The organism is Azospirillum sp. BE72, from assembly GCF_031455875.1.
Lineage (GTDB): Bacteria > Pseudomonadota > Alphaproteobacteria > Azospirillales > Azospirillaceae > Azospirillum.
The window spans coordinates 84,283-109,952 of record NZ_JAVDTO010000013.1 but is presented as its reverse complement, the minus strand read 5'-3'; the positions used below and the strand labels follow the sequence as shown (position 1 = coordinate 109,952).

At 67.7% G+C, this 25,670-nt stretch carries 20 protein-coding genes; 10 read left to right on the top strand and 10 right to left on the bottom strand.

Going from position 1 to position 25,670, the window contains the following annotated elements:
- The first annotated feature begins 87 nt into the window (after positions 1 to 87).
- From J2Y49_RS24405 to galE, 6 genes are all read left to right on the top strand, one after another.
- Complete coding sequence (locus J2Y49_RS24405; protein WP_310117593.1) at positions 88 to 498, top strand: hypothetical protein; 411 nt, start codon at positions 88 to 90, stop codon at positions 496 to 498.
- Between the two features lie 5 nt (positions 499 to 503).
- Positions 504 to 2,750, top strand: coding sequence for a peptidase domain-containing ABC transporter (locus J2Y49_RS24400; protein WP_310117591.1), 2,247 nt, complete (start codon positions 504 to 506; stop codon positions 2,748 to 2,750).
- Between the two features lie 18 nt (positions 2,751 to 2,768).
- The gene (locus tag J2Y49_RS24395; protein ID WP_310117589.1) at positions 2,769 to 4,235 is read left to right on the top strand and encodes an HlyD family type I secretion periplasmic adaptor subunit; all 1,467 of its coding nucleotides are present in this window, start codon (positions 2,769 to 2,771) and stop codon (positions 4,233 to 4,235) included.
- Between the two features lie 128 nt (positions 4,236 to 4,363).
- The gene (locus tag J2Y49_RS24390; RefSeq protein WP_194910518.1) at positions 4,364 to 4,807 is read left to right on the top strand and encodes a hypothetical protein; all 444 of its coding nucleotides are present in this window, start codon (positions 4,364 to 4,366) and stop codon (positions 4,805 to 4,807) included.
- Positions 4,808 to 5,214: 407 nt separating this feature from the next.
- The gene (locus tag J2Y49_RS24385) at positions 5,215 to 6,615 is read left to right on the top strand and encodes a DUF2142 domain-containing protein (RefSeq protein ID WP_310117588.1); all 1,401 of its coding nucleotides are present in this window, start codon (positions 5,215 to 5,217) and stop codon (positions 6,613 to 6,615) included.
- 174 nt (positions 6,616 to 6,789) lie between these two features.
- Positions 6,790 to 7,809, top strand: coding sequence for a UDP-glucose 4-epimerase GalE (galE, locus tag J2Y49_RS24380; RefSeq protein WP_310117586.1), 1,020 nt, complete (start codon positions 6,790 to 6,792; stop codon positions 7,807 to 7,809).
- A gap of 99 nt (positions 7,810 to 7,908) precedes the next feature.
- On the opposite strand, the gene J2Y49_RS24375 is transcribed toward galE, so the two are convergent.
- The 8 genes from J2Y49_RS24375 to J2Y49_RS24340 form a co-directional block, all read right to left on the bottom strand.
- The gene (locus J2Y49_RS24375) at positions 7,909 to 8,865 is read right to left on the bottom strand and encodes an SDR family oxidoreductase (protein WP_310117584.1); all 957 of its coding nucleotides are present in this window, start codon (positions 8,863 to 8,865) and stop codon (positions 7,909 to 7,911) included.
- Between the two features lie 111 nt (positions 8,866 to 8,976).
- Positions 8,977 to 9,840, bottom strand: coding sequence for a glucose-1-phosphate thymidylyltransferase RfbA (gene rfbA / locus J2Y49_RS24370; protein WP_194910525.1), 864 nt, complete (start codon positions 9,838 to 9,840; stop codon positions 8,977 to 8,979).
- An 11-nt stretch (positions 9,841 to 9,851) separates the two neighbouring features.
- Positions 9,852 to 10,754, bottom strand: coding sequence for a dTDP-4-dehydrorhamnose reductase (gene rfbD / locus J2Y49_RS24365; RefSeq protein ID WP_310117581.1), 903 nt, complete (start codon positions 10,752 to 10,754; stop codon positions 9,852 to 9,854).
- A complete protein-coding gene (rfbB, locus tag J2Y49_RS24360) occupies positions 10,751 to 11,818 on the bottom strand; it encodes a dTDP-glucose 4,6-dehydratase (protein ID WP_310117579.1) in 1,068 nt (355 codons plus the stop codon). Before rfbB ends, rfbD begins: the two co-directional genes overlap by 4 nt.
- A gap of 73 nt (positions 11,819 to 11,891) precedes the next feature.
- On the bottom strand, positions 11,892 to 12,443 hold the full coding sequence (gene rfbC / locus J2Y49_RS24355; RefSeq protein ID WP_194910528.1) for a dTDP-4-dehydrorhamnose 3,5-epimerase: 552 nt from the start codon (positions 12,441 to 12,443) through the stop codon (positions 11,892 to 11,894).
- A gap of 3 nt (positions 12,444 to 12,446) precedes the next feature.
- On the bottom strand, positions 12,447 to 15,860 hold the full coding sequence (locus J2Y49_RS24350; RefSeq protein WP_310117575.1) for a glycosyltransferase: 3,414 nt from the start codon (positions 15,858 to 15,860) through the stop codon (positions 12,447 to 12,449).
- A gap of 214 nt (positions 15,861 to 16,074) precedes the next feature.
- The gene (locus J2Y49_RS24345) at positions 16,075 to 17,508 is read right to left on the bottom strand and encodes an ABC transporter ATP-binding protein (protein WP_310117574.1); all 1,434 of its coding nucleotides are present in this window, start codon (positions 17,506 to 17,508) and stop codon (positions 16,075 to 16,077) included.
- Positions 17,498 to 18,328, bottom strand: a complete 831-nt coding sequence (locus tag J2Y49_RS24340; protein ID WP_194910530.1) for an ABC transporter permease — start codon at positions 18,326 to 18,328, stop codon at positions 17,498 to 17,500. Before J2Y49_RS24340 ends, J2Y49_RS24345 begins: the two co-directional genes overlap by 11 nt.
- 850 nt (positions 18,329 to 19,178) lie before the next feature.
- Here J2Y49_RS24340 and J2Y49_RS24335 point away from each other — a divergent pair.
- The 4 genes from J2Y49_RS24335 to J2Y49_RS24320 all read left to right on the top strand — a co-directional run bounded on the left by J2Y49_RS24335 (position 19,179) and on the right by J2Y49_RS24320 (position 25,003).
- Entirely contained in the window at positions 19,179 to 20,009 is an 831-nt protein-coding gene (locus tag J2Y49_RS24335) for a sulfotransferase (protein WP_310117573.1), read from the top strand.
- A complete protein-coding gene (cysD, locus tag J2Y49_RS24330; protein ID WP_310117570.1) occupies positions 19,999 to 21,006 on the top strand; it encodes a sulfate adenylyltransferase subunit CysD in 1,008 nt (335 codons plus the stop codon). The genes J2Y49_RS24335 and cysD overlap by 11 nt, the downstream gene beginning before the upstream one ends.
- Before the next feature lie 62 nt (positions 21,007 to 21,068).
- Positions 21,069 to 22,952, top strand: coding sequence for a sulfate adenylyltransferase subunit CysN (gene cysN / locus J2Y49_RS24325; RefSeq protein WP_409017904.1), 1,884 nt, complete (start codon positions 21,069 to 21,071; stop codon positions 22,950 to 22,952).
- Between the two features lie 386 nt (positions 22,953 to 23,338).
- Positions 23,339 to 25,003, top strand: a complete 1,665-nt coding sequence (locus tag J2Y49_RS24320) for a methyl-accepting chemotaxis protein (RefSeq protein ID WP_194910533.1) — start codon at positions 23,339 to 23,341, stop codon at positions 25,001 to 25,003.
- Between the two features lie 58 nt (positions 25,004 to 25,061).
- On the opposite strand, the gene J2Y49_RS24315 is transcribed toward J2Y49_RS24320, so the two are convergent.
- Complete coding sequence (locus tag J2Y49_RS24315) at positions 25,062 to 25,313, bottom strand: type II toxin-antitoxin system RelE/ParE family toxin (RefSeq protein ID WP_310117566.1); 252 nt, start codon at positions 25,311 to 25,313, stop codon at positions 25,062 to 25,064.
- 41 nt (positions 25,314 to 25,354) lie between these two features.
- Positions 25,355 to 25,639 (bottom strand): ribbon-helix-helix protein, CopG family, encoded by a 285-nt coding sequence (locus J2Y49_RS24310; RefSeq protein WP_194910543.1) that lies wholly within the window; start codon positions 25,637 to 25,639, stop codon positions 25,355 to 25,357.
- Positions 25,640 to 25,670: the final 31 nt, after the last annotated feature.

Genomic DNA, 25,670 nt, shown 5'->3' with positions numbered 1-25,670 from the left:
CGTCTTTCGGGTAAAACGGTCGGAGCGCCCCCGGGCTTTTCCGCCCCGGTTTTTTTTGCTTTGACACCATTCCCCACCGAGACACGCATGACCATCGAGCCGCCGCCGGACGACCGCATCCCCGAACTCTATGCCGACGGGGTCTTCGACATCGGCTTCGGCAACGGCATGGTCCGCATCGACCTGTTCAGCCTGTCGGCCCTGCGCAAGGACGACAACGGCCAGCCGCTGCCCGCCATCCGCCAGCGGCTGGTGATGAGCCTGCCGGGCTTCCTCGCCAGCCTTTCCGCGCTGGAAGGCATGCGCCAGCGGCTGGAGGCCGCCGGCGTGCTGGTGCCCGGCGCCGGTACGGCGGCTTCCGGTTCCGTCCCCCCGCTTCCCCACGGCGCCTCCTCCGCCGGCCATCCGGCGGCCCAGTCGGCGGCCCAGTCGGCGGTGCAGGCACCGGCCTCTCCGCCCGTCCGGCCCGGCCCGCCGCGCTCGCCGAACTTCGGCTGATCGCCATGCCCGACGCAGGTTCGACGCCGCCCGCCGCGGCTTCCGGTGCCGGTCGTGGGTCGGATCACGAACCCGCGCATGATCCCGGACGCGACCCGGACGGGAGCACCGCGCTGCGCTGCCTGACGCTGGTGGCGCGCCATCACGGCCTGTCGGCCTCGCCGGCCGCCCTGCGCCCCCGCGTCGCTCCCGGCCCCAGCGGACCAAACGGCGAGCCGTCCACCGCCGATCTGCTGCGCATCGCCGCCGCCACCGGCTTCAAGGCGACCGCCCGCCGGCTGGACTGGAAGGCCCTGCAGGCCCTGCCCCCGGTCTTCCCGCTGCTGGCGCGGCTGACCAACGGCAACACCGTCATCCTGATCGGACTGGCGCGTCCGTCCCGTCCCGACGAGGAACCGATGGTCGGCGTCGTCGATCCGCTGGCCGACCGGCTGGAGCCGATTGACGTGCCGCGTGACCGCTTCCTGGAGCGCTGGGACGGCGAACTCATCTTCCTCAAGCCGCGCCACGGCCTCGCCGACCCGCGCCAGCCCTTCGGCCTGCGCTGGTTCGTGCCGGAGATCCTGCGCCAGAAATCCGCCTTCCGCGACGTGGTGGCGGCGGCGCTGGTCCTGCACGCGCTCGCCCTTGCCGTCCCGGTCTATTTCCAGATCGTGATCGACAAGGTGCTGGTGAACGAGACCATCGCCACGCTGCAGGTGCTGACCATCGGCGTGCTGGGCGCCCTGCTGTTCGAGGCGGCTTTCCGTTTCCTGCGCCAGTTCATCCTGCTGGCGGCGGCCAACCGCATCGACATCCGCCTCTTGAACCGCACCTTCGGCCATCTGCTCGACCTGCCGATCACCTTCTTCGACGGGCATTCGGCCGGCGTCACCGTGCGCCACATGCAGCAGGTGGAGCGCATCCGCGAGTTCCTGACCGGCAACCTGCTGTCCACCGTGCTGGACAGCCTGGTTCTGCTGGTCTTCCTGCCGGTGCTGTTCTTCTATTCGGTCAAGCTGACGCTGGTGGCGCTGCTGTTCGCAGCCCTGATCGCCGGCGTGATGGTCGCCCTGGTGCCGATCTACCGCAGCCGGCTCGGCGAGCTCTACAACGCCGACGCCGAGCGGCAGGCCATGCTGGTGGAGACCATCCACGGCATGCGCACCGTCAAGTCGTCGGCCCTGGAGCCGCAGCAGCGCCGCAGCTGGGACCGCAAGGCGGCGCGCGCGGTGACCAGCCATTACCGGGTCGGCCGCATCTCCATCGCCGCCCGCACGGTGACGGAGTTCCTGGAGAAGGCGATGATGGTGGCGGTGGTTGCCGTCGGCGCCTTCGACGTCTTCGATCGCCAGCTGTCGGTCGGCGCCCTGATCGCCTTCCAGATGCTGTCGGGCCGGGTGGTGACGCCGCTGGTCCAGATCGTCTCGCTGATCCACCAGTACCAGGAAACCGCGCTGTCGGTGCGCATGCTGGGCGAGGTGATGAACCACCCGGCCGAACCCAGGCGCGAGGGCAGCGGCGCCTGCCCCGCCCTGGTCGGCCGCATCGAGATCGAGGGGCTCGGTTTCCGCTACGACCGCAACCGGCCGCCGGCCTTGGACGGCGTCACCCTGACCGTGCCGGCCGGCTCCGTCGTCGGGCTGGTCGGGCGCAGCGGCTCGGGCAAGAGCACGCTGATGCGGCTGCTCCAGGGCTTCTACCCGGTGCAGGACGGCACCATCCGCTATGACGGGCTCGACATCCGCGAACTGGATCTGGCCCATCTGCGGCGTTCCATCGGCGTGGTGCTGCAGGAGAATTTCCTGTTCCGCGGCACCATCCGCGACAACATCGCCATGACCATGCCTGAGGCCAGCCGCGAGGAGATCGTCGAGGCCGCCCGGCTGGCCGGCGCCGACGAGTTCATCCACCGCCTGCCCGACGGCTACGACACGCTGGTGGAGGAGGGGGCGAGCAACCTGTCCGGCGGCCAGAAGCAGCGCATCGCCATCGCCCGCGCCCTGCTGCCCCAGCCGCGCCTGCTGATCCTGGACGAGGCGACCAGCGCGCTCGACCCCGACAGCGAGTCCATCGTCATGGCCAACCTGCGGCGCATCGCCCATGGCCGCACCGTGCTGATCGTCACCCACCGGCTGTCCACCCTGACGGGCTGCGACACCATCGCCGTGCTGGAGCAGGGCCGCCTGCTCGACCTCGCCCCCCACCCAATCCTGCTCGACCGCTGTGCCGAATACCGGCATCTGTGGCAGCAGCAGAACCGGGGGCGCTGAGCCATGCCGGATGCACCGATGCCCGAGATGGAGCAGGACGCAACACAGGCCGATACCGGCCGAGAGGTCGTCCCGGCCAAGGCTGAAGCTCCCCCGTCCCCAGCCCGCCGCAGTACCGCCCTGCCCGCCCCGTCGGCCCCACCGCCGGGCTTCGCGCTGGAGTATCTGCCGGACGGGGCGGCCATCGAACATGCGCCGCTGCCCTGGTTGGCGCGCTCCACCCTCTATGTGCTGGCCGGGCTGCTGGTGGCGCTGGTGCTGTGGGCCGGCTTCGCCCAGGTCGACCGCATCGTCACCGCCGGCGGCCGGCTGGTGACCACGGCGCCGCTGGTGGTGGCCCAGCCGCTGGAGACCGCGGTGGTGCGCGGCGTCGACGTCCAGGTCGGCGACCGGGTGCGGGCCGGCGACCGTCTGGCGACGCTCGACCCCACCTTCGCCGCGGCCGATCTGGCCGACCTGACCGGCAAGCTCGCCGGCGTCGAGGCCCAGATCGGCCGGCTGCGCGCCGAACTGGACGGCAGCGACTTCACCCCCGCCAACAACCCCGATGCCGCGGTTCAGGCCGCCATCCTGGAGCGCCGCCGCGCCGAATACCGCTCCCGTCTCGCCTCGCTGGACGAGAAGGCCGGGCAACTGGACAGCGCCATCGCCGCCAGCCGCCGCGCCCAGGCCGGCCTTGCCGAGCGGCTCGCCGTGGTGGGCGAGGTGGAGGACATCCGCCGCCAGCTTCAGGAACGCCAGACCGGCTCCCGCCTGACCTGGCTGGAGGCGCGGGTCGAGCGGCTGCGCATGCGCGACGAGCTGACCGCCTTGCAGGACCGCGAGCAGGCGAGCGCGCACGAACTGCGCGGCATCCAGGCCGACCGTGCCGCCTTCATCGACGAATGGCGGCGCAAGACGGCGGAGGAACTGGTGGAGCAGACCCGCCAGCGGGCCACCCTGGTGGAACAGATCGCCAAGGCCGAGCGCCGCCGCTCGCTGGTCACCCTGACCGCCCCGGTCGACGCGGTGGTGCTGGAGGTGGCCAAGCGCTCCGTCGGCTCCGTGGTCCGCGAGGCCGAACCGCTGGTCACCCTGGTGCCTGCCGACGTGCCGCTGGAGGTGGAGGCCGAGATCCCGTCGCGCGACATCGGTCTGGTCCGGGTCGGCGATTTCGTGCGGGTGAAGCTGGACGCCTTCCCCTTCCAGCGCCACGGCACCCTGCCCGGCGAAATCCGCACCATCAGCGCCGACGCCTTCACCCACGATCCCCAGGGCGCCCAAGGGGGCGTCGCCAACCCCGACGCTCCCCGGCCGACTGCCGGCGCCGTCTTCCGCACCCGCATCCGCCTGACCGACACCCGGCTGGAGGCGGTGCCCGCCGGCACCAACCTCAGCCCCGGCATGGTCGCCTCGGCCGAGATCCGGGTCGGCACCCGCTCGGTGCTGTCCTACTTCCTCTACCCCGTCATCCGCGTGCTCGACGAAAGCATCCGCGAGCCGTAAGGGATGATGGCTCTCCCGGAAGATGCGGGTGTTGGGCTTCCCTCTTGAAAAGGTAGTATAAGGAAGGGTGGGAACCGCCTGTAGGATGGCCGATCCCCCGTTCCGTGTGCTTGGTAAGGCAGGAATCGATGCTGGTGCCGTCAAAGGAAACCCCGGTCATGGCGCCGGACGGGTCGTTTTCCTTTGGGAACATTCCGCATGTGGCAGATCATCGCGGCAGCGTTTTATGTCAAGCCGGCACGGTGATCCTGCCGGTCGGCGACAAGTCTTTCGGCTTCACCCATATCGAATGGAAGCACAAGGCAAAGATCGAGCACTATTACCGGAACATGCGGGTCGAGCAGTATGTGCAGATCGCGGCAAGCGGTTACCAGAAGCTTTACCTGGAGCGGGATGGCAGGCTCTGGCTTCTGAAGTTCAACGGTGTCGTCAAGACGGTGGTGGTTGCCGAATACAGCCATGTTCTCCCGATCGGGATCCCAGCGGCGCAATATAAGGTGATAACCGGCTATCCCCTCGTCCGTCTGCCCGATTTCAACAAACGCGGCGCCAAGCTGATCTGGGAGAGATGACTTCCGGAACAGCGGCATCGAAGGACAGGGTGGGAGTTGGTGGCCACGAGGCACGCAGGATTGATGCGAACAGCAATCACCGGCTTCCGCACGGCCGGCCCTCTTACTCCGGGTCCAGGCACCGGCTGTCGCCGGTGATGCGGCTGGTACCCTTTGGGCGCTTGGGCTCGTGCCTTGTGGCCACGGGAGGAATATCGATCCAAGGATAAGGGTTGTCAATCTTCTCACCCTTCAGGGACAGGACTGCGGCTCCCGTGTCCTTTGTTCTTGTTTGAGGAAAGCCGGCATTTTCCAGGGAGTATCGTCCGCCCCGCCCTCCCCGCCTCCTGCTGCGTCACAGTTTCCAAGTGGCGCCCGCCCGGCGGATGGAGTACCCACCACCAGCCCATTCAGCGACAGGTCTGGTGATGCAGCGGATTGGTCCTTTTCTCTTCGCCGTTCTGGCAACCATCTCGGCATTCTTTCTGGTCTGGAGCCTTCCGCCCTTCCAGACCGCCGACGAGCCCGCCCACATCTACCGGGCCAACATGATCACCCACGGCTACTGGGTGGCCGCCAGGGTTCCGACCGACGGGCGGATCGCGGCGGGCGGCCCGTCCGATGTCGCGATCATCGAGGCCTATTTCCCCTTCCACCATGTCCCCTTCAAGCCGGACGAGAGGGCGAACCTGGAGGATTACGCCAAGGCCTTCACCGCCCGCTGGGACGGCCGGGTCTTCAACGTCGCGGCGGAGAACACCGCCCCCTACCCGCCCTTCTTCTACCTGCCGCAGGCCGCCGCCATCGCGCTCGGCAAGGCCCTCGACCTGCCGGTGGTGCAGACGCTGTATCTGGCACGGGCGGCTAACGCGCTGACCTGCATCCTCGTCGGCTTCTTCGCCCTGCTGCTGGCCGGGCGGGCGCATCTGCCGCTGTTCGCGGTGCTGCTGCTGCCGATGTCGGTCTCCCTCTACGCGTCGATGAGCCAGGACGGGCTGGTCATCACCGTCACCGCGCTGGGCATCGCCTTCCTGGCCCGGGCACTGTCCGAAGGCCGGCCGCTGCGCAATGCGGAGGTCTGGGCCAGTGCCGCCTGCTTCGCCCTGGTGGGCATGACCAAGCAGCCCTACGTCCTGCTCTGCCTGATGCCGCTGGCGGTCCCGGCCGAGCGGGCGGCGGTGAAGCGCCTCGCCGTCGCCGCCTCGCTGGCCGCCGCCGTCGGCTGGGCGGTGTGGATGGCGCTCGCCGTGCAGACGCCGCTGATCCGCCAGGACGCTCCCACCGACGCCATGGGCCAGCTCCGCTTCCTGCTGGAGAACCCGCTGGCCGTCTTCACCATCGCCGTGAAGACCTTCCAGGTCTGGGGCCACGAGTATTACCAGCAGTTCGTCGGCATTCTCGGCTGGGTCGATACCCGGCTGCCCAAGCCCTATTACGATGCCGCCTACCTCGTCCTGCTGCTGTCCTTCCTGCCGATGCTGCTCGGCCGCCGGCTGGCTGACTGGTATTCCGGGGGGCCGGCCCGCGCCTCGGCGGTGACGCTGGCCGTCGTGCTGGCGACCGGGGCGCTGCTGTTCGGAGCGCTCTACATGGTGTGGACGCCGGTCGGCCAGCTGTGGGTCGACGGCGTGCAGGGGCGCTATTTCCTGCCGCTGGCGGCCCTGCTGCCGCTGGCCTTCGCGAGCGGCCGGCAGGAACCGGTTTCCGGCGGGGCTTCGGGCTGGGCGCCCGTGCTCGGGCGCGGCCTGACCTGGATGGTGTGGCTCTTCCCGATCGTCAGCATCCTGGTGCTCCAGCGGACGGTCATCCTGCGCTACTACCTCGACTAAGCCGCTCTTTCCGGCTCCCTCCCCATCCGGCCGGAGATCGGGATCGGGCCGGGGCGTTGGAGGTCGTTCGAATGATGTCGTCCGTTCGGCGGAAAAGCCCGCAGTGCAGCATGGGCGGACGACTATCTTCCGACTCTGATCCAATCGCCCCCAAGGCAAAGACGAAGAGCGGACATGACCACGAGCGACAACGCGACCGTGCTGGTGACCGGCGGCGCCGGCTATATCGGCTCCCATGTGGTGCTGGCGCTGCGCGACCAGGGGCGCGCCGTCGTGGTGCTGGACGATCTGTCGACCGGCCGGCGCTCCGCCCTGCCCGACGGCGTTCCGCTGGTCGAGGGCGACGTCGGCGACAAGGCGCTGCTGGCTGAGACCTTCGCCCGCCACGGCATCGGCACCGTGATGCATTTCGCCGGCAGCATCGTCGTGCCGGAATCGGTGGAACGGCCGCTCGCCTACTACCGCAACAACACGGTGAAGAGCCACGCCCTGGTCGAGGCCTGCGTCGAGGCCGGGATCGGCCGCTTCATCTTCTCCTCCACCGCCGCGGTCTACGGCATGCCCGACCGCCTGCCGATCGACGAGCAGACGCCGACCAAGCCGATCAACCCCTACGGCTCCTCCAAGCTGATGACGGAGTGGATGCTGCGCGACAGCGCGGCGGCGCATGACTTGCGATATGTCGCGCTGCGCTATTTCAACGTCGCCGGGGCCGACCCGCAGGGCCGCTCCGGCCAGGTGTCGCGGGTCGCCACCCACCTGATCAAGATCGCCGCCCAGACCGTCACCGGCCAGCGGGCGGAGCTGCAGATCTTCGGCGACGACTACGACACGGCGGACGGCACTTGCGTGCGCGACTACATCCATGTCAGCGACCTCGCCGACGCCCATGTCGCCGCGCTCCGCCATCTGGAGGCGGGTGGCGCGTCGGAGGTGCTGAACTGCGGCTACGGCCGCGGCTATTCGGTGCGCGAGGTTCTGGCGATGGTGGAGCGGGTGACCGGCAAGCCGCTGCCGATGCGCATCGGTCCGCGCCGCGCCGGCGATCCCCCGGCCCTGGTGGCGGGCGTCGAGCGCATCGGCCGCACGCTCGACTGGACCCCGCGCCACGCCGACCTGGAGACCATCGTCGCCTCGGCGCTCGCCTGGGAGGAGCGGCTCATGATCCCCTCTCCCCCCCGGGGAGAGGGTTAGGGTGAGGGGGGCGCGCGGCGGCCCTCACCCAAGAATCCACGCTGTGCATCCCCCTCACCCCGACCCTCTCCCCGGGGGGGAGAGGGGGATAGTCCCCCCTCAGCCGAAGAAGCGCCCGCGGAAATAGGCGATCGTGCGGTCCAGCCCCTCTTCCAGGGGCACGACCGGTTCCCAGTCCATCAGGGCGCGGGCCTTGGCGATGTCGGGCTGGCGCTGCTTGGGGTCGTCCTGCGGCAGCGGCTTGTGCTCGATCTTGGAGGCCGAGCGGGTCAGGCGGATCACCTTCTCGGCCAGTTCCAGCATGGTGAACTCGCCGGGGTTGCCCAGGTTGATCGGGCCGGTGACGCCCGCCGGCGTGTCCATGAAGCGCAGGAAGCCTTCGATCAGGTCGTCGACATAGCAGAAGGACCGCGTCTGCTGGCCGTCGCCGTAGATGGTGATCGGCTCGCCCTTCAGCGCCTGGATGATGAAGTTCGACACCACGCGCCCGTCGTTGGGGTGCATGCGCGGGCCGTAGGTGTTGAAGATGCGGATGACCTTGATGTCCAGCTTGTGCTGGCGGTGATAGTCGAAGAACAGCGTCTCGGCGCAGCGCTTGCCCTCGTCATAGCAGGCGCGCGGGCCGATGGTGTTCACGTTGCCCCAATATTCCTCGGGCTGCGGATGCACCGCCGGGTCGCCGTAGACCTCCGAGGTCGAGGCCTGCATGATCCGCGCCCCCACCCGCTTGGCCAGCCCCAGCATGTTGATGGCGCCGTGCACGCTGGTTTTGGTCGTCTGCACGGGGTCGTGCTGGTAATGGATCGGCGAGGCCGGACAGGCCAGGTTGTAGATCTCGTCCACCTCGACATAGAGCGGAAACGTCACGTCGTGGCGCATCAGCTCGAAATGCGGGTTGTCCAGCAGGTGCAGGACGTTGTCGCGGCTGCCGGTGAAGAAGTTGTCGACGCACAGCACGTCGTTCCCGGCCGCCAGCAGCCGTTCGCACAGGTGGGATCCCAGGAATCCGGCGCCGCCGGTGACGAGGACACGCTTTCGGTTGGTAAGGGCCGGCAAGGGCTGCCTTCCTGTCTTGGCTGTTGGCAATGGCGGTATCCGGCGGCCGTCACAAGGCGGACCGCCGGCAAACCGCGAAGGGACAACGCGGCAGGAGGGCCGCTTGATCCTTCAGCTTAGCAGCCCGAGCAGGTAGCGCCCGTAGTCGTTCTTTTTCAACGGCTCGGCCAAGCGGCGGACCTGCTCGGCATCGATCCAGCCGGAGGTGTAGGCGATCTCCTCCGGGCAGGCGATCTGCAGGCCCTGGCGGTGCTGGATGGTGCGGACGAACTCCGCCGCCTCCAGCAGGCTGTCGTGGGTGCCGGTGTCGAACCAGCCATAGCCGCGGCCCATCTGCTCGACCGACAGCTTGCCCATGTCGAGATAGGCGGCGTTGACGGACGTGATCTCCAGCTCGCCGCGCGCCGACGGCTTCACCGCGGCGGCGATGTCCAGCACGTCGTTGTCGTAGAAATAGAGGCCGGTCACCGCCCATTTGGAGCGCGGGGCAACCGGCTTCTCCTCGATGCTCAGCGCCCGGCCCTGGCCGTCGAACTCCACCACGCCGTAGCGTTCGGGGTCGCGCACGCCATAGGCGAAGACGCTGGCGCCGTCGGTCTTCTCGCCGGCCGCGCGCAGCAGGTTGGTCAGGCCGTGGCCGTAGAAGATGTTGTCGCCGAGAACGAGCGCACAAGGATCGTTGCCGACGAACTCGCGGCCGATGATGAAGGCCTGGGCCAGCCCGTCGGGCGAGGGCTGGATGGCATAGGTCAGGTTCAGGCCCCACTGCGACCCGTCGCCCAGCACCGTCTGGAACAGCGGCTGGTCGTGCGGCGTGGTGATGACCAGGATGTCGCGGATGCCCGCCAGCATCAGGGTGCTGAGCGGGAAATAGATCATCGGCTTGTCGTAGATCGGCAGCAGCTGCTTGCTGATCGCCCGGGTCACCGGGTAGAGCCGGGTGCCGGAGCCGCCGGCCAGGATGATGCCCTTCATGGTCTTCGTCCTCACGCCTGCGGCGGGTTGGTGAACAGCTCGTCGATCACGCGGTCAACGCTCTCCTGCCACGGCGGGCAGGTCACGCCCAACCGCTCCTTGGCGCGGGAGCAGTCCAGCCGCGAGTTGGCCGGGCGGCGCGCCGGGGTCGGATAGTCGGCCGTGCCGATGGCGGTCAGGCGCGGCCGCTTGCCGGTGCGCTCTTCCAGCCGCCGGAAGATATGCTCGGCGAAATCGTGCCAGGTGGTGTAGCCGCTGCCGGTCAGGTGGTAGGTGCCCCAGGCGGCGGCGCCGGTCTTCTCAATCGTTCCGGCGATCCGCACGATGGCGGCGGCGAGGTCGGCGGCGGCGGTGGGGGAGCCGTGCTGGTCGGCGACCACCCGCATCTCCTCGCGCTCCTTGCCGAAGCGCAGCATCGTCTTGACGAAGTTGTTGCCGTAGGCGCTGTAGACCCAGGAGGTGCGCAGGATGACATGGCGAGGGGTCGCCGCGCGCACCGTCTCCTCGCCCGCCGCCTTGCTGGCGCCATAGACGCCCAGCGGGTTGATCGGGTCGTCCTCGGTGTAGAGGCCGTCCTTCGTCCCGTCGAACACATAGTCGGTCGACACATGGATGAAGGGGATGCCGCGCGCGGCGCAGGCCGCCGCCATGGCGCCCGGCCCGTCGCGGTTGACGGCGAAGGAGAGGTCGACCTCGCTCTCGGCCTTGTCGACGGCGGTGTGGGCGGTGGCGTTGACCAGCAGGTCGGGCGCGTGGGTGGCGACCGCCTTTTCCACGTCGCCCGGCCGGGTCACGTCGAACTCGGGATAGGGCAGGCCCACCACATCGGTGCCGGGCGCCCAGTTGGCCCGCATCAGCTCGAAGCCGAGCTGGCCGTTGCTGCCGAGAACCAGGACTTTCATGGGAACCTTCATTGGGCGGCTCCCTCTTCCTTCAGGCCGAGCCGCTCGCCCTGGTAGGAGCCGTTCAGGATGGCCTGCCACCAGTCGCGGTTCTCCAGATACCAGGCGACCGTCTTGCGCAGGCCGCTCTCGAAGGTCTCCTGCGGCGTCCAGCCCAGCTCGCGCTCGATCTTGCCGGCGTCGATGGCATAGCGCTTGTCGTGGCCGGGGCGGTCGGTGACGAAGCTGATCAGGCGGTCGTGCGGGGCGCCGGCCGGGTTCATCTCGTCCAGATGCGCGCAGATGGCGCGGACGACCTCCAGGTTGGTGCGCTCGTTGTGGCCGCCGATGTTGTAGCTCTCGCCGATTTTGCCCTTCTCCAGCACCAGCCGCAGCGCGCGGGCATGGTCCTCGACATAGAGCCAGTCGCGGATGTTGTCGCCCTTGCCGTAGACCGGCAGCTTCTCGCCCGCCAGACCCTTGAGGATCATCAGCGGGATCAGCTTCTCCGGGAAATGGTAGGGGCCGTAATTGTTGGAGCAGTTGGTCAGCACCACCGGCAGCCCGTAGGTCTCGTGCCAGGCGCGGACCAGGTGGTCGCTCGACGCCTTGCTGGCCGAATAGGGCGAGTTGGGGCTGTAGGCGGTGGTCTCGGTGAAGAAGCCGTCGTCGCCCAGCGTGCCGAACACCTCGTCGGTCGAGATGTGGTGGAAGCGGAAGCGCTCCTTGCGCTCCGCCGGCAGGGCCGACCAGTAGCCGCGCGCCGCTTCCAGCAGGCGGAAGGTGCCGACGACGTTGGTCTGGATGAACTCGCCCGGCCCGTCGATCGAACGGTCGACATGGGATTCGGCGGCCAGATGCATCACCGCGTCGGGCTGGTGGGTGTCGAAGACCCGGCGCAGCTCGGCGGCGTCGCAGATGTCGACCTTCTCGAAGGCGTAGCGCGGGTTGCCCTCGGCGCCCGGCAGGGAGGACAGGTTGGCCGCGTAGGTCAGCTTGTCGACATTGACGACGAAGGCGTCGGTTTCGGCGAGAAGCTGGCGGACCACCGCCGAGCCGATGAAACCGGCGCCGCCGGTGACGAGAATGCGCGTCATCAAACCACCTTACCGCCAAAAACGGGGCCCAAAGCCCCACAGGGCAAAAAAGAGCCGAAACCCAATAGCGCCGTCAGAACCAGTCGCCAAGCTGGGCGAAGGTCGGATGCTTATGATCCTTGTCCGAAAGCTGTGCCTTGTCGGCCGACACCGGCCAGTCGATCCCCAGCTCCGGATCGTTCCACAAGAGGCCGCGGTCATGTTCGGGCGAATAATAGTTGGTCACCTTGTAGATGACCTCGGTGTCCGGCTCCAGCGTGCAGAAGCCGTGGGCGAAGCCGATCGGCACCAGGATCTGGTTCCAGTCGGCGGCGCTGATCACCGCGCTGACATGCCGACCGAAGGTGGGCGAGCCTTTCCGGATGTCGACCGCCACATCCAGGATGGCGCCGCGCACCACCCGCACCAGCTTGTCCTGGGCGAAGGGCGGCAGCTGGAAATGCAGGCCGCGCACCGTGCCGACCTCGGCCGACAGCGAGTGGTTGTCCTGGACGAAGTCGTAATGCAGCCCGGCCGCCTCGAACGTCTTCTTGGTGTAGGTCTCCGAGAAGAAGCCGCGATGGTCGCCGAACTTCTTCGGGCGGATGATCTTAACGTCGGGAATGTCGAGGGAGGCGACGTCCATGGTTCAGATGCTTTCCTTCAGGCGCTCTTTGCGCAGCTCGGGGCAAGCCTTGCGCAGCCACGGCTTGACCGTGCGCGGCGGGAAGGCCAGCCCGAAATTCTCGGCGTCCAGCGTCAGGTTCGGGTTGTAATAGGGGTCGGCCAGCAGGCTGTCGCCCCAGCGCTCCTGCATGTAGGCCACCTCGCCCATGAAGCGCTTGACCTTGTCGGGGGCGGTGTCCGGCCCGCGCGAGGCCGATTCCAGATGGTACAGCTCGGCGAAGGGCGTCCAGACGACCAGATAGCCCTTCTCGCGGATGCGCAGGCAGAAATCGACGTCGTTGAAGGCGACGGCGAGATGCTCGGAGTTCAGCCCGCCGACCTCGTCGAAGATCTCCTTGCGCAGGATCAGGCAGGCGGCGGTGACGCAGGACAGATCCTGGGTCAGCTGGGCCCGGCTGAAATAGCCGTAGGCGTCGCGGGTCAGCCCCTTGTGGACATGGCCGGCCACGCCGCAGATGCCGGTGACGACGCCGGCATGCTGGATGGTGCCGTCGGCGTAATAGAGCTTGGCACCGACCGCGCCGACCTCCGGCCGCAGGGCGTGGGAGACCATCTCGGCCAGCCAGCCCGGCTCCATCACCTCGATGTCGTTGTTGATCAGGCCCAGAACCTCGCCGGTCGCCTCGGCGGCGGCGAAGTTGTTGATCGAGGAGTAGTTGAAGGGCGCCTTGTAGGTCAGCACCCGCACCCGCGGCTCGTCCTTCAGCGTGTCGAAATAGGCGAAGGTCGCCGCTTCCTCGCTGTTGTTGTCGACGATCAGGATTTCCAGATCCGGATAGTCGGTGCGGTGCAGAAGCCCGTCGATGCAGCCCTTCAGCAGTTCCACCTTGTCGCGCGTCGGCACGATCAGCGACACCCGCGGCAGCCTGGCAGGCAGGGCGTAGCGGATGCGGGTGAAGCGGTTGGTCGCCGGCGAGGTCTCCACCGTGGCCTCCACGCCGCGGCGCTGGAAATGCTCGGTCAGCGCCTTGTGGGCGGCGGCGGTGGCGCGCGGCAGATCGACCGTGGAGAAGGCCGAGGAGTCCGGGAATACGCGCCAGTGATAGAGGATCGCCGGGATGTGGCGGATGCGCTCGGGCACCGTCTGCTCGACCGCGCGCAGGGTCAGGTCGTAGTCCTGGCTGCCCTCGAAGCCCAGGCGGAAGCGTCCGGCCTGCTCGATCAGCGAGCGGCGGAAGACACCCAGGTGGTTGACCATGTTCTGGCCGTGCAGCAGGTCCAGATTGAAGTCCGACTTGAAATGCGGGTCGTAGCGCTCGCCGTCGGCATCGATCTTGTCCTCGTCGGAATAGAGGATGTCGGTGTCGGGATGGCGCGCCAGCTCGGCCGCGACCATGTAGAGCGCGTGCGGCGGCAGCCGGTCGTCATGGTCCATCAATGCCACGAAATCGCCGGTCGCCAGATCCAGCGCGCTGTTGCTGGCGGCGGAGATGTGGCCGTTGGTCTCGCGCCGGATCACCTTGATCCGGTTGTCGCGCGCCTTGTACTCGGCCAGCACCTTCGTCACGTGCGGCGCGGTGGAGGCGTCGTCGGCGATGCACAGTTCCCAGTCCGGGTAGAACTGGGCCAGCACGGAATCCAGCGCCTCGCGCAGGTAGGGCTCCGGCGTGTTGTAGACCGGCATGACCACCGAGAAGCGCGGGCGCACCGGCAGCCGGGCGATGTCGGCCTTGATCGCCGCCCCGTCCTCCGGCGTCAGGCTGTCGTACATCCGCACCCACGACTTGTAGTCGGCCGACCAGCGGTTCGGCTGCAGTTCCTGCAGGACGCGCTGCTTGGTCGCCTGCCAGCCGTGGCGGCGCAGATAGTCCAGCACGCGTGCCGGCTGGTTCTGCCGGACATAGTCGAGCAGGATGTTGGTCTTGCCGATCTCGCGGATGGTGAAGTCGGCGATCTCGAAGGACACCGGGCGGGTGGCCGGGTCGAAGCGCAGCGCCTTGACCGTCGGCGGCAGCAGGGCCAGCTGGCGGAACTCGCCCACCGTGTCGACCGGCAGGCGGATCATCGTCCGCTCGTCGAAGCCGTCGCCGGCATCGACATAGATCACCGGCACCAGCGGGGCCGAGGCGCGGACCACCCGGTAGGAGATCACGCACCAGTGGCCGGGCAGCCGGCCGCGGTCGGAGCGCAGCAGGAAGGCGGGGTCGCTGCCGGTCGCCTCGTAGCCGCCCTGCGGGCTCGGCACCACGTCGTGCAGCGGCTCCAGCGTGATGCTGTGCAGGCGGCGGCGATAGAAGCGGCCGGCCTTCTGGGTCAGGCGGCCCAGCTTGCGCACCGGCGCCGACAGCTTCCAGGAGGTCGAATTGACCAAGCTGTGGATATGCTGGTCGCGGCTGGCCACCACGCCGTGCAGGTGGGCGATGGCCTGCTCGCGCGCCGTCAGCTCGCGGGCATGGGCGGCGAGGTTGCGTTCGCGGTCGGCCAGATCCTCTGCCATTTCGGCGAGCGCGTCGCCCTGGCGGCGGATTTCGGCCTGATGGTCGGTGAGCCAGCCCTGGATCAGGGCGATGTCGCGGTCGCGCGTCGCGATCATCCCCTTGAGATCTTCGCTGTGGGCGATCTGGTCGTCCAGCACCTTGCGGACCATCGCCACCTCGGTGCGCAGGTGCTTCTCCTGCTCTTCCAGGCGCTGGATGGTCTCGGCCTCGATGGCGGCGTCGCCCAGCCGGTCGAACCAGCTGCGGACGGCCCGCAGCCCTTCGCCGCCGGTGGCTTGCACGGCGAACAGCTCGCGCACCGCGTCGGGCAGATCCTCGCCGACGCCCAGAACGCCCAGGCCGTTGGAATGCAGGAAGGTGAAGGACGGGCGATCGCGGGTGATCTCGTCCCACAGGCGCCAGACGCCGAAATCGCCCTTGCGCACGTTGATGTCGTGGAACAGCACCACGCCGCGGCGGCTCATCTTCGGTAGCCACGTCTCGAAATCGTGGCGCACCGCCTCGTAGGTGTGCAGCCCGTCGATGTGCAGCAGGTCGACGCTGCCGTCGGCGAAATGGACCAGCGCGTCGTCGAAGGTCATGCGCAGCAGGCGCGAGAAGCCGGCATAGCGCGGGTCATGGTAGGCGGCGAGCTTGTTGTAGATGTCGTCGCCGTAGAAGCCCGCCTGCGGGTCGCCGGCCCAGGTGTCGACGGCATAGCAGGAGGTCGGCAGCCCGACATGGCGGACCGCCTGGCAGAAGGCGGCGTAGGAGTTGCCGGTGTGCGTTCCCAGCTCGACCAGGCTGTCCGGCCGCAGTGCGTCGACGATCCAGAAGGCGAAGGGCACATGGCCGAGCCAGGAGGCCGGCGCCGTGACGAGATCCGGGGTCAGGAGCGTGATCGGCCGGCAGATGCGACGGAGAGTGTCCGATCCCTGGTCCTTCAAAAACGAATCCACCTGCGCCTCTTCTTTTGCCTGGCTCCGCGGCGGGGTGCGGCCCATCGGGCACCATTTTTCAGGCCCGTCGGACGGCCCCGTCACAGCCGCCGACACACATACGCTGACACCCCGCCGGAATGCAAGCCGCTGACCGGAACCCGCTTTGCGGTGCCCAACAATGCCCTGAACTGCGGTTTTCCTGCCTCACTGCGGGCTTATCCGCGCCCTGGCCTTATTTTGTCGCAGGTGCCGCCCGGGCCGTCGGCTGGGGTGCCGCCCGGGGCGCCGACGCCCCTTCCGCCTCCAGCGTGATCGCCAGCATCGGCATGCCGACCAGCCCGCGCACGACGTGGCTGGCGTGGACCTTGAAGAACAGCGCGTCCTCGACCCAATGGTGCTGGATGTGGTCCTCCTGCGTGCCCTCGGCGAGCGCCACGGTGATGGAGAAGTCGCCGCTGGGCAGATAGGGCATCTGGAAGCGGAAGCGGGCGGCGAAGTCCTGCCCGGCCGGGATCGTCACGGGATCCAGCTGGTAGCTCAGGAAGGTGTTGTCGCCGAACAGGTTCTGGCCAAGCTTGTCCTTGACGTAGAAGCCGACGATGGGGCGATGGACCTGCTGCTCGGCCCGGCAATCCACCTTCAGCACGATCACCTCGCCGCCCTCCAGCACGCTGAGCGGCTGCTCCTCGGCATCGAGGATCGAGACGTTGGTGATGGTGGCGCCGCGGTTGCCGAACCAGGGGCCGCTGTCGTTGAAGTCGAACAGCTCGATGGCGTTGCGGTGCTGCGAGGCCTTCAGCAGCTCGGCGCGGGCGTCCTCCACCGGCTCCTCGCGCTTGGCCTGGGGCAGCGCCTGCCGCGCCCCGCCGATGCGGAAGCCGCGCGAGGTATCCTGGTCGCTGTAGAGCGCCGCCAGATAGTCGTGGCAGACCTCCCGTGCCGGGCCGATCGCCCGTACCGACCCGTTGTCCAGCCACACCACCCGGTCGCACAGGTTCACCACCTGTCCGGTGTCGTGTGAAACGAAGAACAGGGTGCCGCGCTCCTTGAAGCGGTGGATGAAGCGCATGCATTTCTGGGTGAAGGAGGCGTCGCCGACCGCCAGGATCTCGTCGACGATCATGATGTCGGCATCGACATGTGCCGCCACCGCGAAGGCGAGGCGGGCGTACATGCCGCTGGAATAGAGCTTCACCGGCTGTTCGATGAAGTCGCCGATGCCCGCGAACTCGGCGATGGACTGGTAGCGCTCGGCGATCTGCGCGTTCGACAGGCCAAGGACCGAGGCGGCGAGATAGACGTTCTCGCGGCCGGTGAATTCCGGGTTGAAGCCGGCGCCCAGCTCCAGCAGGGCCGCGATGCGGCCATCGACCGCGATGCGGCCGGAGGTTGGCGTCAATGTGCCGCAGAGCAGCTGCAGGAAGGTCGACTTCCCCGAGCCGTTGCGCCCGATCAGCCCGACCGTCTCGCCGCGGCGGACCTCCAGGTCGACGCCGCGCAGCGCCCAATACTCGTCGTAATATTTGCGCCGGCCGCGCACCAGCATCTGCTTCAGCCGGTCCTGCGGGCGCTTGAAGATGGCGTAGGCCTTGCCCAGCCCTTCGGCGCGGATGACGACAGGGGTCTCCGTGGAGGGATTGGCGGGGGTATCGGTCTCAGACGACATCGGCGAACCCCCGGCGGGTCTTCATGAACCAGAGATAGCCGAGCCACGCCACCACCCAGGCGCCCAGCGTCGCCAGCCCCCAGTCCACCGGCGACGGGATGCGGCCCCAGAACAGCAGGTCCTTCGACTGCTCCAGGATCGCGGTCATCGGGTTCAGGTGCAGGATGGCGCGGAAGCGCTCGGGGATCGCGGTCATCGGATAGAAGATGGGGCTGAGGAACATCAGCACGGTGACGCCCACCCCCACCACCTGCCGGATGTCGCGCAGGAACACGCCGGCGGCGGCGAAGAACCAGCTGAGCCCCAGCGTGGTCAGGCACAAGGGCACCAGCACCAGCGGCAGCAGCAGCGCCGTCAGCGGCGGCAGCCCGGCGACTGCCAAATGGAAGACCACCAGGATGACGAAGCCGATGCCGGCGTTGAACAGCGCCACGGCCAGCGACACCAGCGGCAGGATCTCCAGCGGGAAGACCACCTTCTTGATGTAGCTGACATTCTCCAGCAGCAGGCCGGGCGCCCGGTTCAGGCATTCGCCCAGCACGTTGAACAGGATCAGGCCGGAGAACAGCAGCAGGGCGAATTCGGTGTTGCTCTCCCCCGCTGCGCCGCTGGGCGTCCCCCAGCGCGCCTGGAACACCACCGAGAAGACGAAGGTGTAGACCGCCAGCATCAGGATCGGGTTCAGCACCGCCCAGACGATGCCCAGCATCGACCCGCGGTAGCGGGCGTCGATCTCGCGCCGGGCCAGCCGCAGGATCAGCGACCTGTGGTGCCAGGCGGTCTGGAAAAGGGCAAAGGGACCGGCGCCGAAACCCGCCACCTTGGGGTTTCCCGACTGAGAGTTAAACAATTTAGAGTATTCCCCGTCTGCGGCGGGCCGACCATAACCCCCGCTCCGGCAGCGTTCAAGCGAAAGCATCCCGGCCAAGCGGCAGGGTACCCGTCCTGCCATCCTCCCGGAAAAAAGAACGGGCGGGGGCACAAACCTTCGGTCCCACCCGTTTACCCGAAAGATCGGAGTGCCGGCGATTCCACTCAGGATGGCCTGTTATCCAGAGGGGAAACATTAGAATAAATAGTCAGAACTTTTGAATTCCATGGGCTAATTCTACAGAATACGCAGGGAGCCCATCTCGCATACGTATCAATAAAGACCAAGTGACGATCAAACGCGTCTTCTCTACTTGCAAGATAGAGACATTGAATTCAATGGCGAGTCTGTGTCATCCGCCTCCCACCATTGGAGATCGCACCCGCATACTTGTAAGACCATGGGGTTAGATCCGGATTAGAACTAAAAAAGCCAAACCGATAGGACCATAACAAGGTGTGGGAGACGGCGATTGCCGAATTTGCAGAAGTGACGCATCGACCGTCAAAAAACAGGAAAATCCGAGATGCCCAGCGCAGAGGTGACGCAAAAGGAGGCCGTTGTGTTTCGGAATGCGAAGACCCTGACAGCCGATCACTATGCCGCGTCTTTTCGAAATCATTTCGGAGACGGAGCGGTTCATCGACTTCAGAAGGAGATCGGCTTTGTCGGAAAACGGCTTCTTCGACTCCCCAGCACGGAACGGTCGAGTTTCTTCGATCCCTGGTTCGGGGAAGAGAACGCCCGTCATCTGAGGGTGGTGGCGCAGTCGGTCCGCGGGCTCCCGCAGGACGTTGCCATGGCCACTGCCACCGGCGACACCGCCCCGCGCCGCGCGCCGCGGATCGTCTTCCTGCAGGGGGTGATGCCGCGCAGCGGCACCAACTATCTCCAGAGCCTGCTGGAGTTGCACCCCGACGTGGTGGTCAACCCCTTCGGCATCCGGGAACTGCCCTTCCTGAACACGGTGGAGGACGCGCGCGCCTATGAGGGGCGCTTCCTGCGCCTCTACCGGCGCAACCGGGAATCGTTCCGCGACCTGGAGACTTTCTGCTATATGGTGAGCGGCTTCCTGCGCCGCATCGAAGCCGAGTTTCCAGCGGACAAGACGGTGGTGATCAAGTCGCCCCACACCCGGATGATGCGGTATTTCCCCTACCTGTTCCCGGCGGAGCGCTGCCTGATCGTGCTGCGCGACGGCAAGCGCGCTGTGCAGTCCACCATCGACACCTGGCCGCTGCGCTTCCTGGGCCGGACCTTCGCCGACGTCTGCCGCGAATGGAGCTTCGGCACCGAGGCGGCGCTGGAGGCGCAGAGCCGCATGAGCGCCGATGCCTGCCGGCTGGTCCGCTTCGAGGATGCGGTGGCCGCCCCCGACGGTACGGTCCGCGACGTTATGCGCTTTCTGGAGCTGGAGGAGGGGCGCTATCCGTTCGAGCGGATCGGCGACCTGCCCATCCTGGGATCGTCCCGCGCCTCGCGCAGCAATGGCGAGGTCAGCTGGGCGCCCGTCGAGAAACCCAAGGGCTTCGATCCGTCGAAGCGCCCGATCGAATGGTCGCGCAAGCGTCGGACGGTGTTCGATGCCGTGGCCGGAGACATGCAGAAGAAGGCCGGCTATGCTTCTTGATCCGCTGCTCGACACCCGCCCCGCGGCGAGGGAGCTTCCCGAGCCCGGCCCCGCCACCGATCCCGGAAACGGCTTGCCCGAGATCCTGACCACGCCCGCCCGCCTCACCCACCTGCAAAGGCTGGAGGCGGAGAGCATCCACATCATGCGCGAGGTGGCGGCCCAGTTCCACAAGCCGGTCATGCTCTATTCGGTGGGCAAGGACAGCTCGGTGCTGCTGCATCTGGCGATGAAGGCCTTTTATCCGTCCAAGCCGCCCTTCCCGCTGCTGCATGTCGACACGACCTGGAAGTTCCGGGAGATGATCGAATTCCGCGACCGCACGGCGCAGGATCTCGGCGTCGACCTGATGGTCCACATCAACCGGGAGGGCGTGCGCCAGGGCATCGGCCCCTTCACCCACGGCTCGGCCGTCCACACCGACGTGATGAAGACGCAAGGGCTGAAGCAGGCGCTCGACGCCCACGGCTTCGACGCCGCCTTCGGCGGGGCGCGCCGCGACGAGGAGAAGAGCCGCGCCAAGGAGCGCATCTTCTCCTTCCGCACGGCCACCCACCGCTGGGAGCCGAAGAACCAGCGGCCGGAGCTGTGGAGCCTCTACAACGGGCGCATCCACAAGGGCGAGAGCATCCGCGTCTTCCCGCTGTCGAACTGGACCGAGCTCGACATCTGGCAATACATCCACCAGGAGAACATCCCGGTGGTGCCGCTCTATTTCGCCAAGCCCCGCCCGGTGGTGGAGCGCGACGGCACCCTCATCATGGTCGATGACGACCGGCTGCCCCTGCGGCCCGGCGAGGTGCCGGAGATGGCCTGGGTGCGCTTCCGCACGCTCGGCTGCTATCCGCTGACCGGGGCCGTGCGCAGCACCGCCGCCACCCTGCCCGAGATCATCCGCGAGATGCTGCTGTCCACCAGTTCGGAACGGCAGGGCCGCGTGATCGACCAGGACGCCGCCGCCTCCATGGAGGCGAAGAAGCAGGAAGGCTACTTCTGATGCTGAAGGACCTCGATCCCGTCACCGCTCCCGCCGGCACCTTCCCCGCCAATGCCGCCCCCATGGATGCCGTCAACGAGGTGCAGGAGTATCTGGCCCGCCAGAACGGCAAGGATCTGCTGCGCTTCATCACCTGCGGCTCGGTGGACGACGGCAAGTCGACGCTGATCGGCCGGCTGCTCTACGACTGCAAATGCCTGTTCGAGGACCAGCTGGCCAGTCTGGAGGCGGATTCCGGCCGCTTCGGCACCACCGGGGCAGGCCAGCTCGACCTCGCCCTGCTGGTCGACGGGCTGGCGGCGGAGCGCGAGCAGGGCATCACCATCGACGTCGCCTACCGCTTCTTCACCACCGACCGCCGCAAGTTCATCGTCGCCGACACGCCGGGCCACGAGCAGTACACCCGCAACATGGTCACCGGCGCCTCGACCGCTGACGCCGCGGTTCTGCTGGTCGACGCGCGCAAGGGCGTGCTGACCCAGACCCGGCGCCACAGCACCATCGTCTCGCTGCTGGGCGTGCGCCATGTCGTGCTGGCGGTCAACAAGATGGACGCCGTCGGCTGGGACCGCGAGACCTTCGAGCGCATCGCCGCCGACTACCGCGTCTTCGCCCAGCGCATCGGCATCACCGATGTCACCTGCATCCCGGTCTCGGCGCTGACCGGCGACAACGTCACCAAGCCGTCGGACGCCATGGCCTGGTACGGCGGCCCCACCCTGCTCGGCCATCTGGAGAGCGTCGATGCCGCTGCGGAGGAGAAGCTCGGCTCCTTCCGCATGGCGGTGCAATGGGTGAACCGGCCGAACCAGGATTTCCGCGGCTTCAGCGGCACGGTGGTGGGCGGCGCAGTGCGCGTCGGCGACGAGGTCGCCATCCTGCCCGGCGGGCGGACCAGCCGGGTGGCGCGGATCGTCACCATGGACGGCGATCTGGAGACGGCGCTTCCCGGACAGGCCATCACCCTGGTGCTGGCCGACGAGGTCGACGCCAGCCGCGGCGACATGATCGTCGCCGCCGCCGGCCGGCCGGAGGTGGCCGACCAGTTCGCGGCCCATGTGGTGTGGATGGACGAGCAGCCGCTGCTGCCCGGCCGCTCCTACCTGCTGCGGGCCGGCACGGCGACGGTCGGCGCCCAGGTGACGGAGCTGAAGCACACCATCAACGTCAACACCCAGGAGCATGCCGCCGCCAAGCATCTGGATCTCAACGACGTCGGCTTCTGCAACCTGGCGCTCGACCGGCCGATCCCGTTCGACGCCTATGCCGACAGCCGCGAGACCGGCAGCTTCATCCTGATCGACCGGCTGACCAACGCCACCGCCGGCTGCGGCATGATCCGCTTCCCCCTGCGCCGGGCCTCCAACATCCACCGCCACGCCTCGAAGGTGGACAAGGCGGCGCGGGCGGGGGACTTGCAGAAGCCCTGCGTGCTGTGGTTCACCGGCCTGTCCGGCTCCGGCAAGTCCAGCGTCGCCGACCGGTTGGAGCAGGAACTGCACCGTCTCGGCCGCCGCACCATGATCCTGGACGGCGACAATGTCCGCCACGGCCTGAACAAGGATCTGGGCTTCACCGACGAGGACCGGGTGGAGAACATCCGCCGCGTCGCCGAGGTGTCGAAGCTGATGGTGGAAGCCGGGCTGATCGTGCTGGTCAGCTTCATCTCCCCCTTCCGCGAGGAGCGCCGCATGGCGCGCTCCCTGTTGGAGGACGGCGAGTTCCTGGAGATCTTCATGGACACGCCGCTGGAGGTCTGCGAGGCCCGCGACCCCAAGGGGCTGTACAGGAAGGCGCGTGCCGGCCAGCTCCCCCACTTCACCGGCATCGACAGCGCCTACCAGCCGCCGGAAGCGCCGGAGATCACGCTGAAGGGTGGCGAACACGGCACCGACGAGATGGTCGCCCAGGTGATCGGGGAGCTGCGGCGCCGGGGGGTGATCTGATCCTCTTTCCATGGCGATTTCAAAGGGCGGCTTCAGGCCGCCCTTTTTCTTTTCCCGGCCCCGGCTCTTCGCCGTGCCGCACAGGATCATGCTTGAACGGGAGCCGTAGAACGAACGGCAGCAATGAAGAATTTCGCGCCAGCATCCACTTTATTGCGGAAGCATATCCAATATTATCCCACAATAAGAAAGACAAGAAACCTCCGTGTAATCGCAAAAGTTGAAATTCAAGTTTCATAGGCTTGAGATCTGTCGGGAAGTCGGTGATTTCCCTTATATCTTGCATATTCTGGTATTACGTTTTGTTAACGTGACCGTGGCAATTCATTCTTTTGGCGCCGGCGGAGTGACCTTCCGGCCGCTCGTTCCGCCCCCACGAGAGTACGATGAAACTTTCCAGCAAGATCCTGCTGCCGGTCCTGGTCCTGTCCACCGTCTCCGCGGCCATCGGCGGCACATCCGTGTGGGGGCTGAACCGCATCGCTTCCGCCAATCAGGCCCTGATCCAGATGGACCGGATGGTCCTGACCGCGTCGGAACTGCGGTCGATCAGCCGCGCCCTGCAGCGCGATGCCCTGAACCTCATTTCCGAAGACGCCGCGGCGCAGGCGGCCACCGGCGAGCGGTTCGGCGCGCGCATCGCCGAAATGGCGGAAAAGAACCGCCGGCTCGACCAGCTTCTCGCCGCCTCGGGCAATCCGGCCGCCGGCCGGGTCGGCCCGCTGCAGGTCAAGGTCATGGACGCGCTGACCAGGACGCGCGACCTCACCCTGGCGGGGCAGGACGATGCCGCCGCCGCTCTGTTCCGCAGCGAGGTGCGCAGCAGCGAGCGTGCGGCCTCCGCCCTGACCGACCCCATCATCGAGACGGGAACGGAGCGGATCGCCCAACTCACCGACGAGGTGGAGGCAACCGAGAGCTTCGTGAAGACCGCCGTCGTGGCGGTCGGGCTGATCGGCATCCTCATCGGCGCCCTGCTGTCCCTGGTGATCGCCCGCCGCAGCGTCGTGGAGCCGCTGGCCCGCCTGACGGCGAGCATGGGACGCCTTGCCCGCAAGGACTATGGTGTCGACCTGTCGGATGCGGCGCGCAGCGACGAGGTCGGGGCCATGGCCACCGCTGTCGTCACCTTCCGCGACGCGCTGCAGACCGCCGACCGGCTGGAGGCGGAGCAGGCGGCCGACCGCGCCGCCAAGGAGCGCCGCACCGCCGAGGTCGAGCGCCTCGTCCGCCATTTTGAAGCGACCGTGGGCGGCATCCTGCGCACGCTGTCCTCCGCCGCCACCGAGCTGAGCCAGACGGCGCACAGCATGTCGGGCATCGCCGAACAGACCAATGCCCGCGCGTCCGCCGCTGCCGGAACGGCGGTCGAGGCCTCGTCCAACGTCCAGGCCGTCGCGGCGGCGACGGAGGAGCTGACCGCCTCCATCACCGAGATCAGCGGACAGGTGTCGCGCTCCACCGCCATCGCCGACCAGGCGGTGGGCGAGGCGCAGCAGACCAACGCCCAGGTCCAGGGGCTGGTCGAGCAGGCGCAGCGCATCGGCGAGATCGTGCAGATGATCAACAACATCGCCACCCAGACCAACCTTCTCGCCCTCAACGCCACCATCGAGGCGGCGCGCGCCGGTGAGGCTGGCAAGGGCTTCGCAGTGGTGGCCTCGGAGGTGAAGAGCCTCGCCAACCAGACGGCCAAGGCGACGGAGGACATCGGCACCCAGATCGCCTCGATGCAGGGCGCCACCAACGGCGCGGCCCAGGCGATCGGCGGCATCAGCCGGACCATCGCGACGATCAGCGAGGTCGCCACCTCCATCGCCTCCGCCATCGAGGAACAGGGCGCGGCGACGGCCGAGATCGCCCGCAACGTTCAGGAGGCCTCCAGCGGCACCGCGTCGGTCAGCGCCAACATCGGCGGCGTCAGCGAGGCGGCGGCCCAGACCGGCGCCGCGGCCAGCCAGGTGCTGGGCGCCTCGGGCGAACTGGCGCGCCAGTCGGAACTGCTGCGCCAGGAGGTGGAAACCTTCCTGAGCGGCATCCGCGCCGCCTGACCTGCGACGATACCGGGGCGGGAACGCTCAACCCGCCTCCTCCACCATCTCCCGTTCCCTATTCCTCGAACTCGCCACGGCTGGCGAGTGCCGCGGCGTCCCGCGCGTCATGGAGGACGCGGACGATGACCACCGCATCCGGCAGCGGCCGATAATAGATCGCGTAGGCACGATGGAAGCTCACCCGCAGACCGGCAGCGAGCTCGTCGCGGGCGGCCCCCGATAAAGGGAAGCGACACAAGGGCTGAAGCGTGGCTTCGATGGCCCGGATGAAACCGGTTGCCACCGTTTCGGAGGACTCTGCCGCCACATGGGCCCAGAGTTCGGCGAGATCGGCTTCCGCCGCCTCCGTCAGGCGGAGCGGGAGCGGGCGGATAATGCTTTTCCCCGTTCGGCGATCCGGTCGGCATCGAAGTCCGTCAGGCGCCCTTCGGCAAGATCGGCCATGCCCCGGTCGATGTCCGCCTTTAGCGACGCGAACTCCTGGCGCTGCAGGGCGCGCTTCACGGCCCAGTCGCGCAGCGCCTCGCGGATGACCTCACTGCTCGACGCATAGTCGCCGCCAGCAACGGCGCCCTTCACGGCTGCCGCCATGGCGGCCGGCAATGTGATGGTCAGACGTTCGATCTCGGCCATGACGACTCCTCATGGAATACTTGATCATACT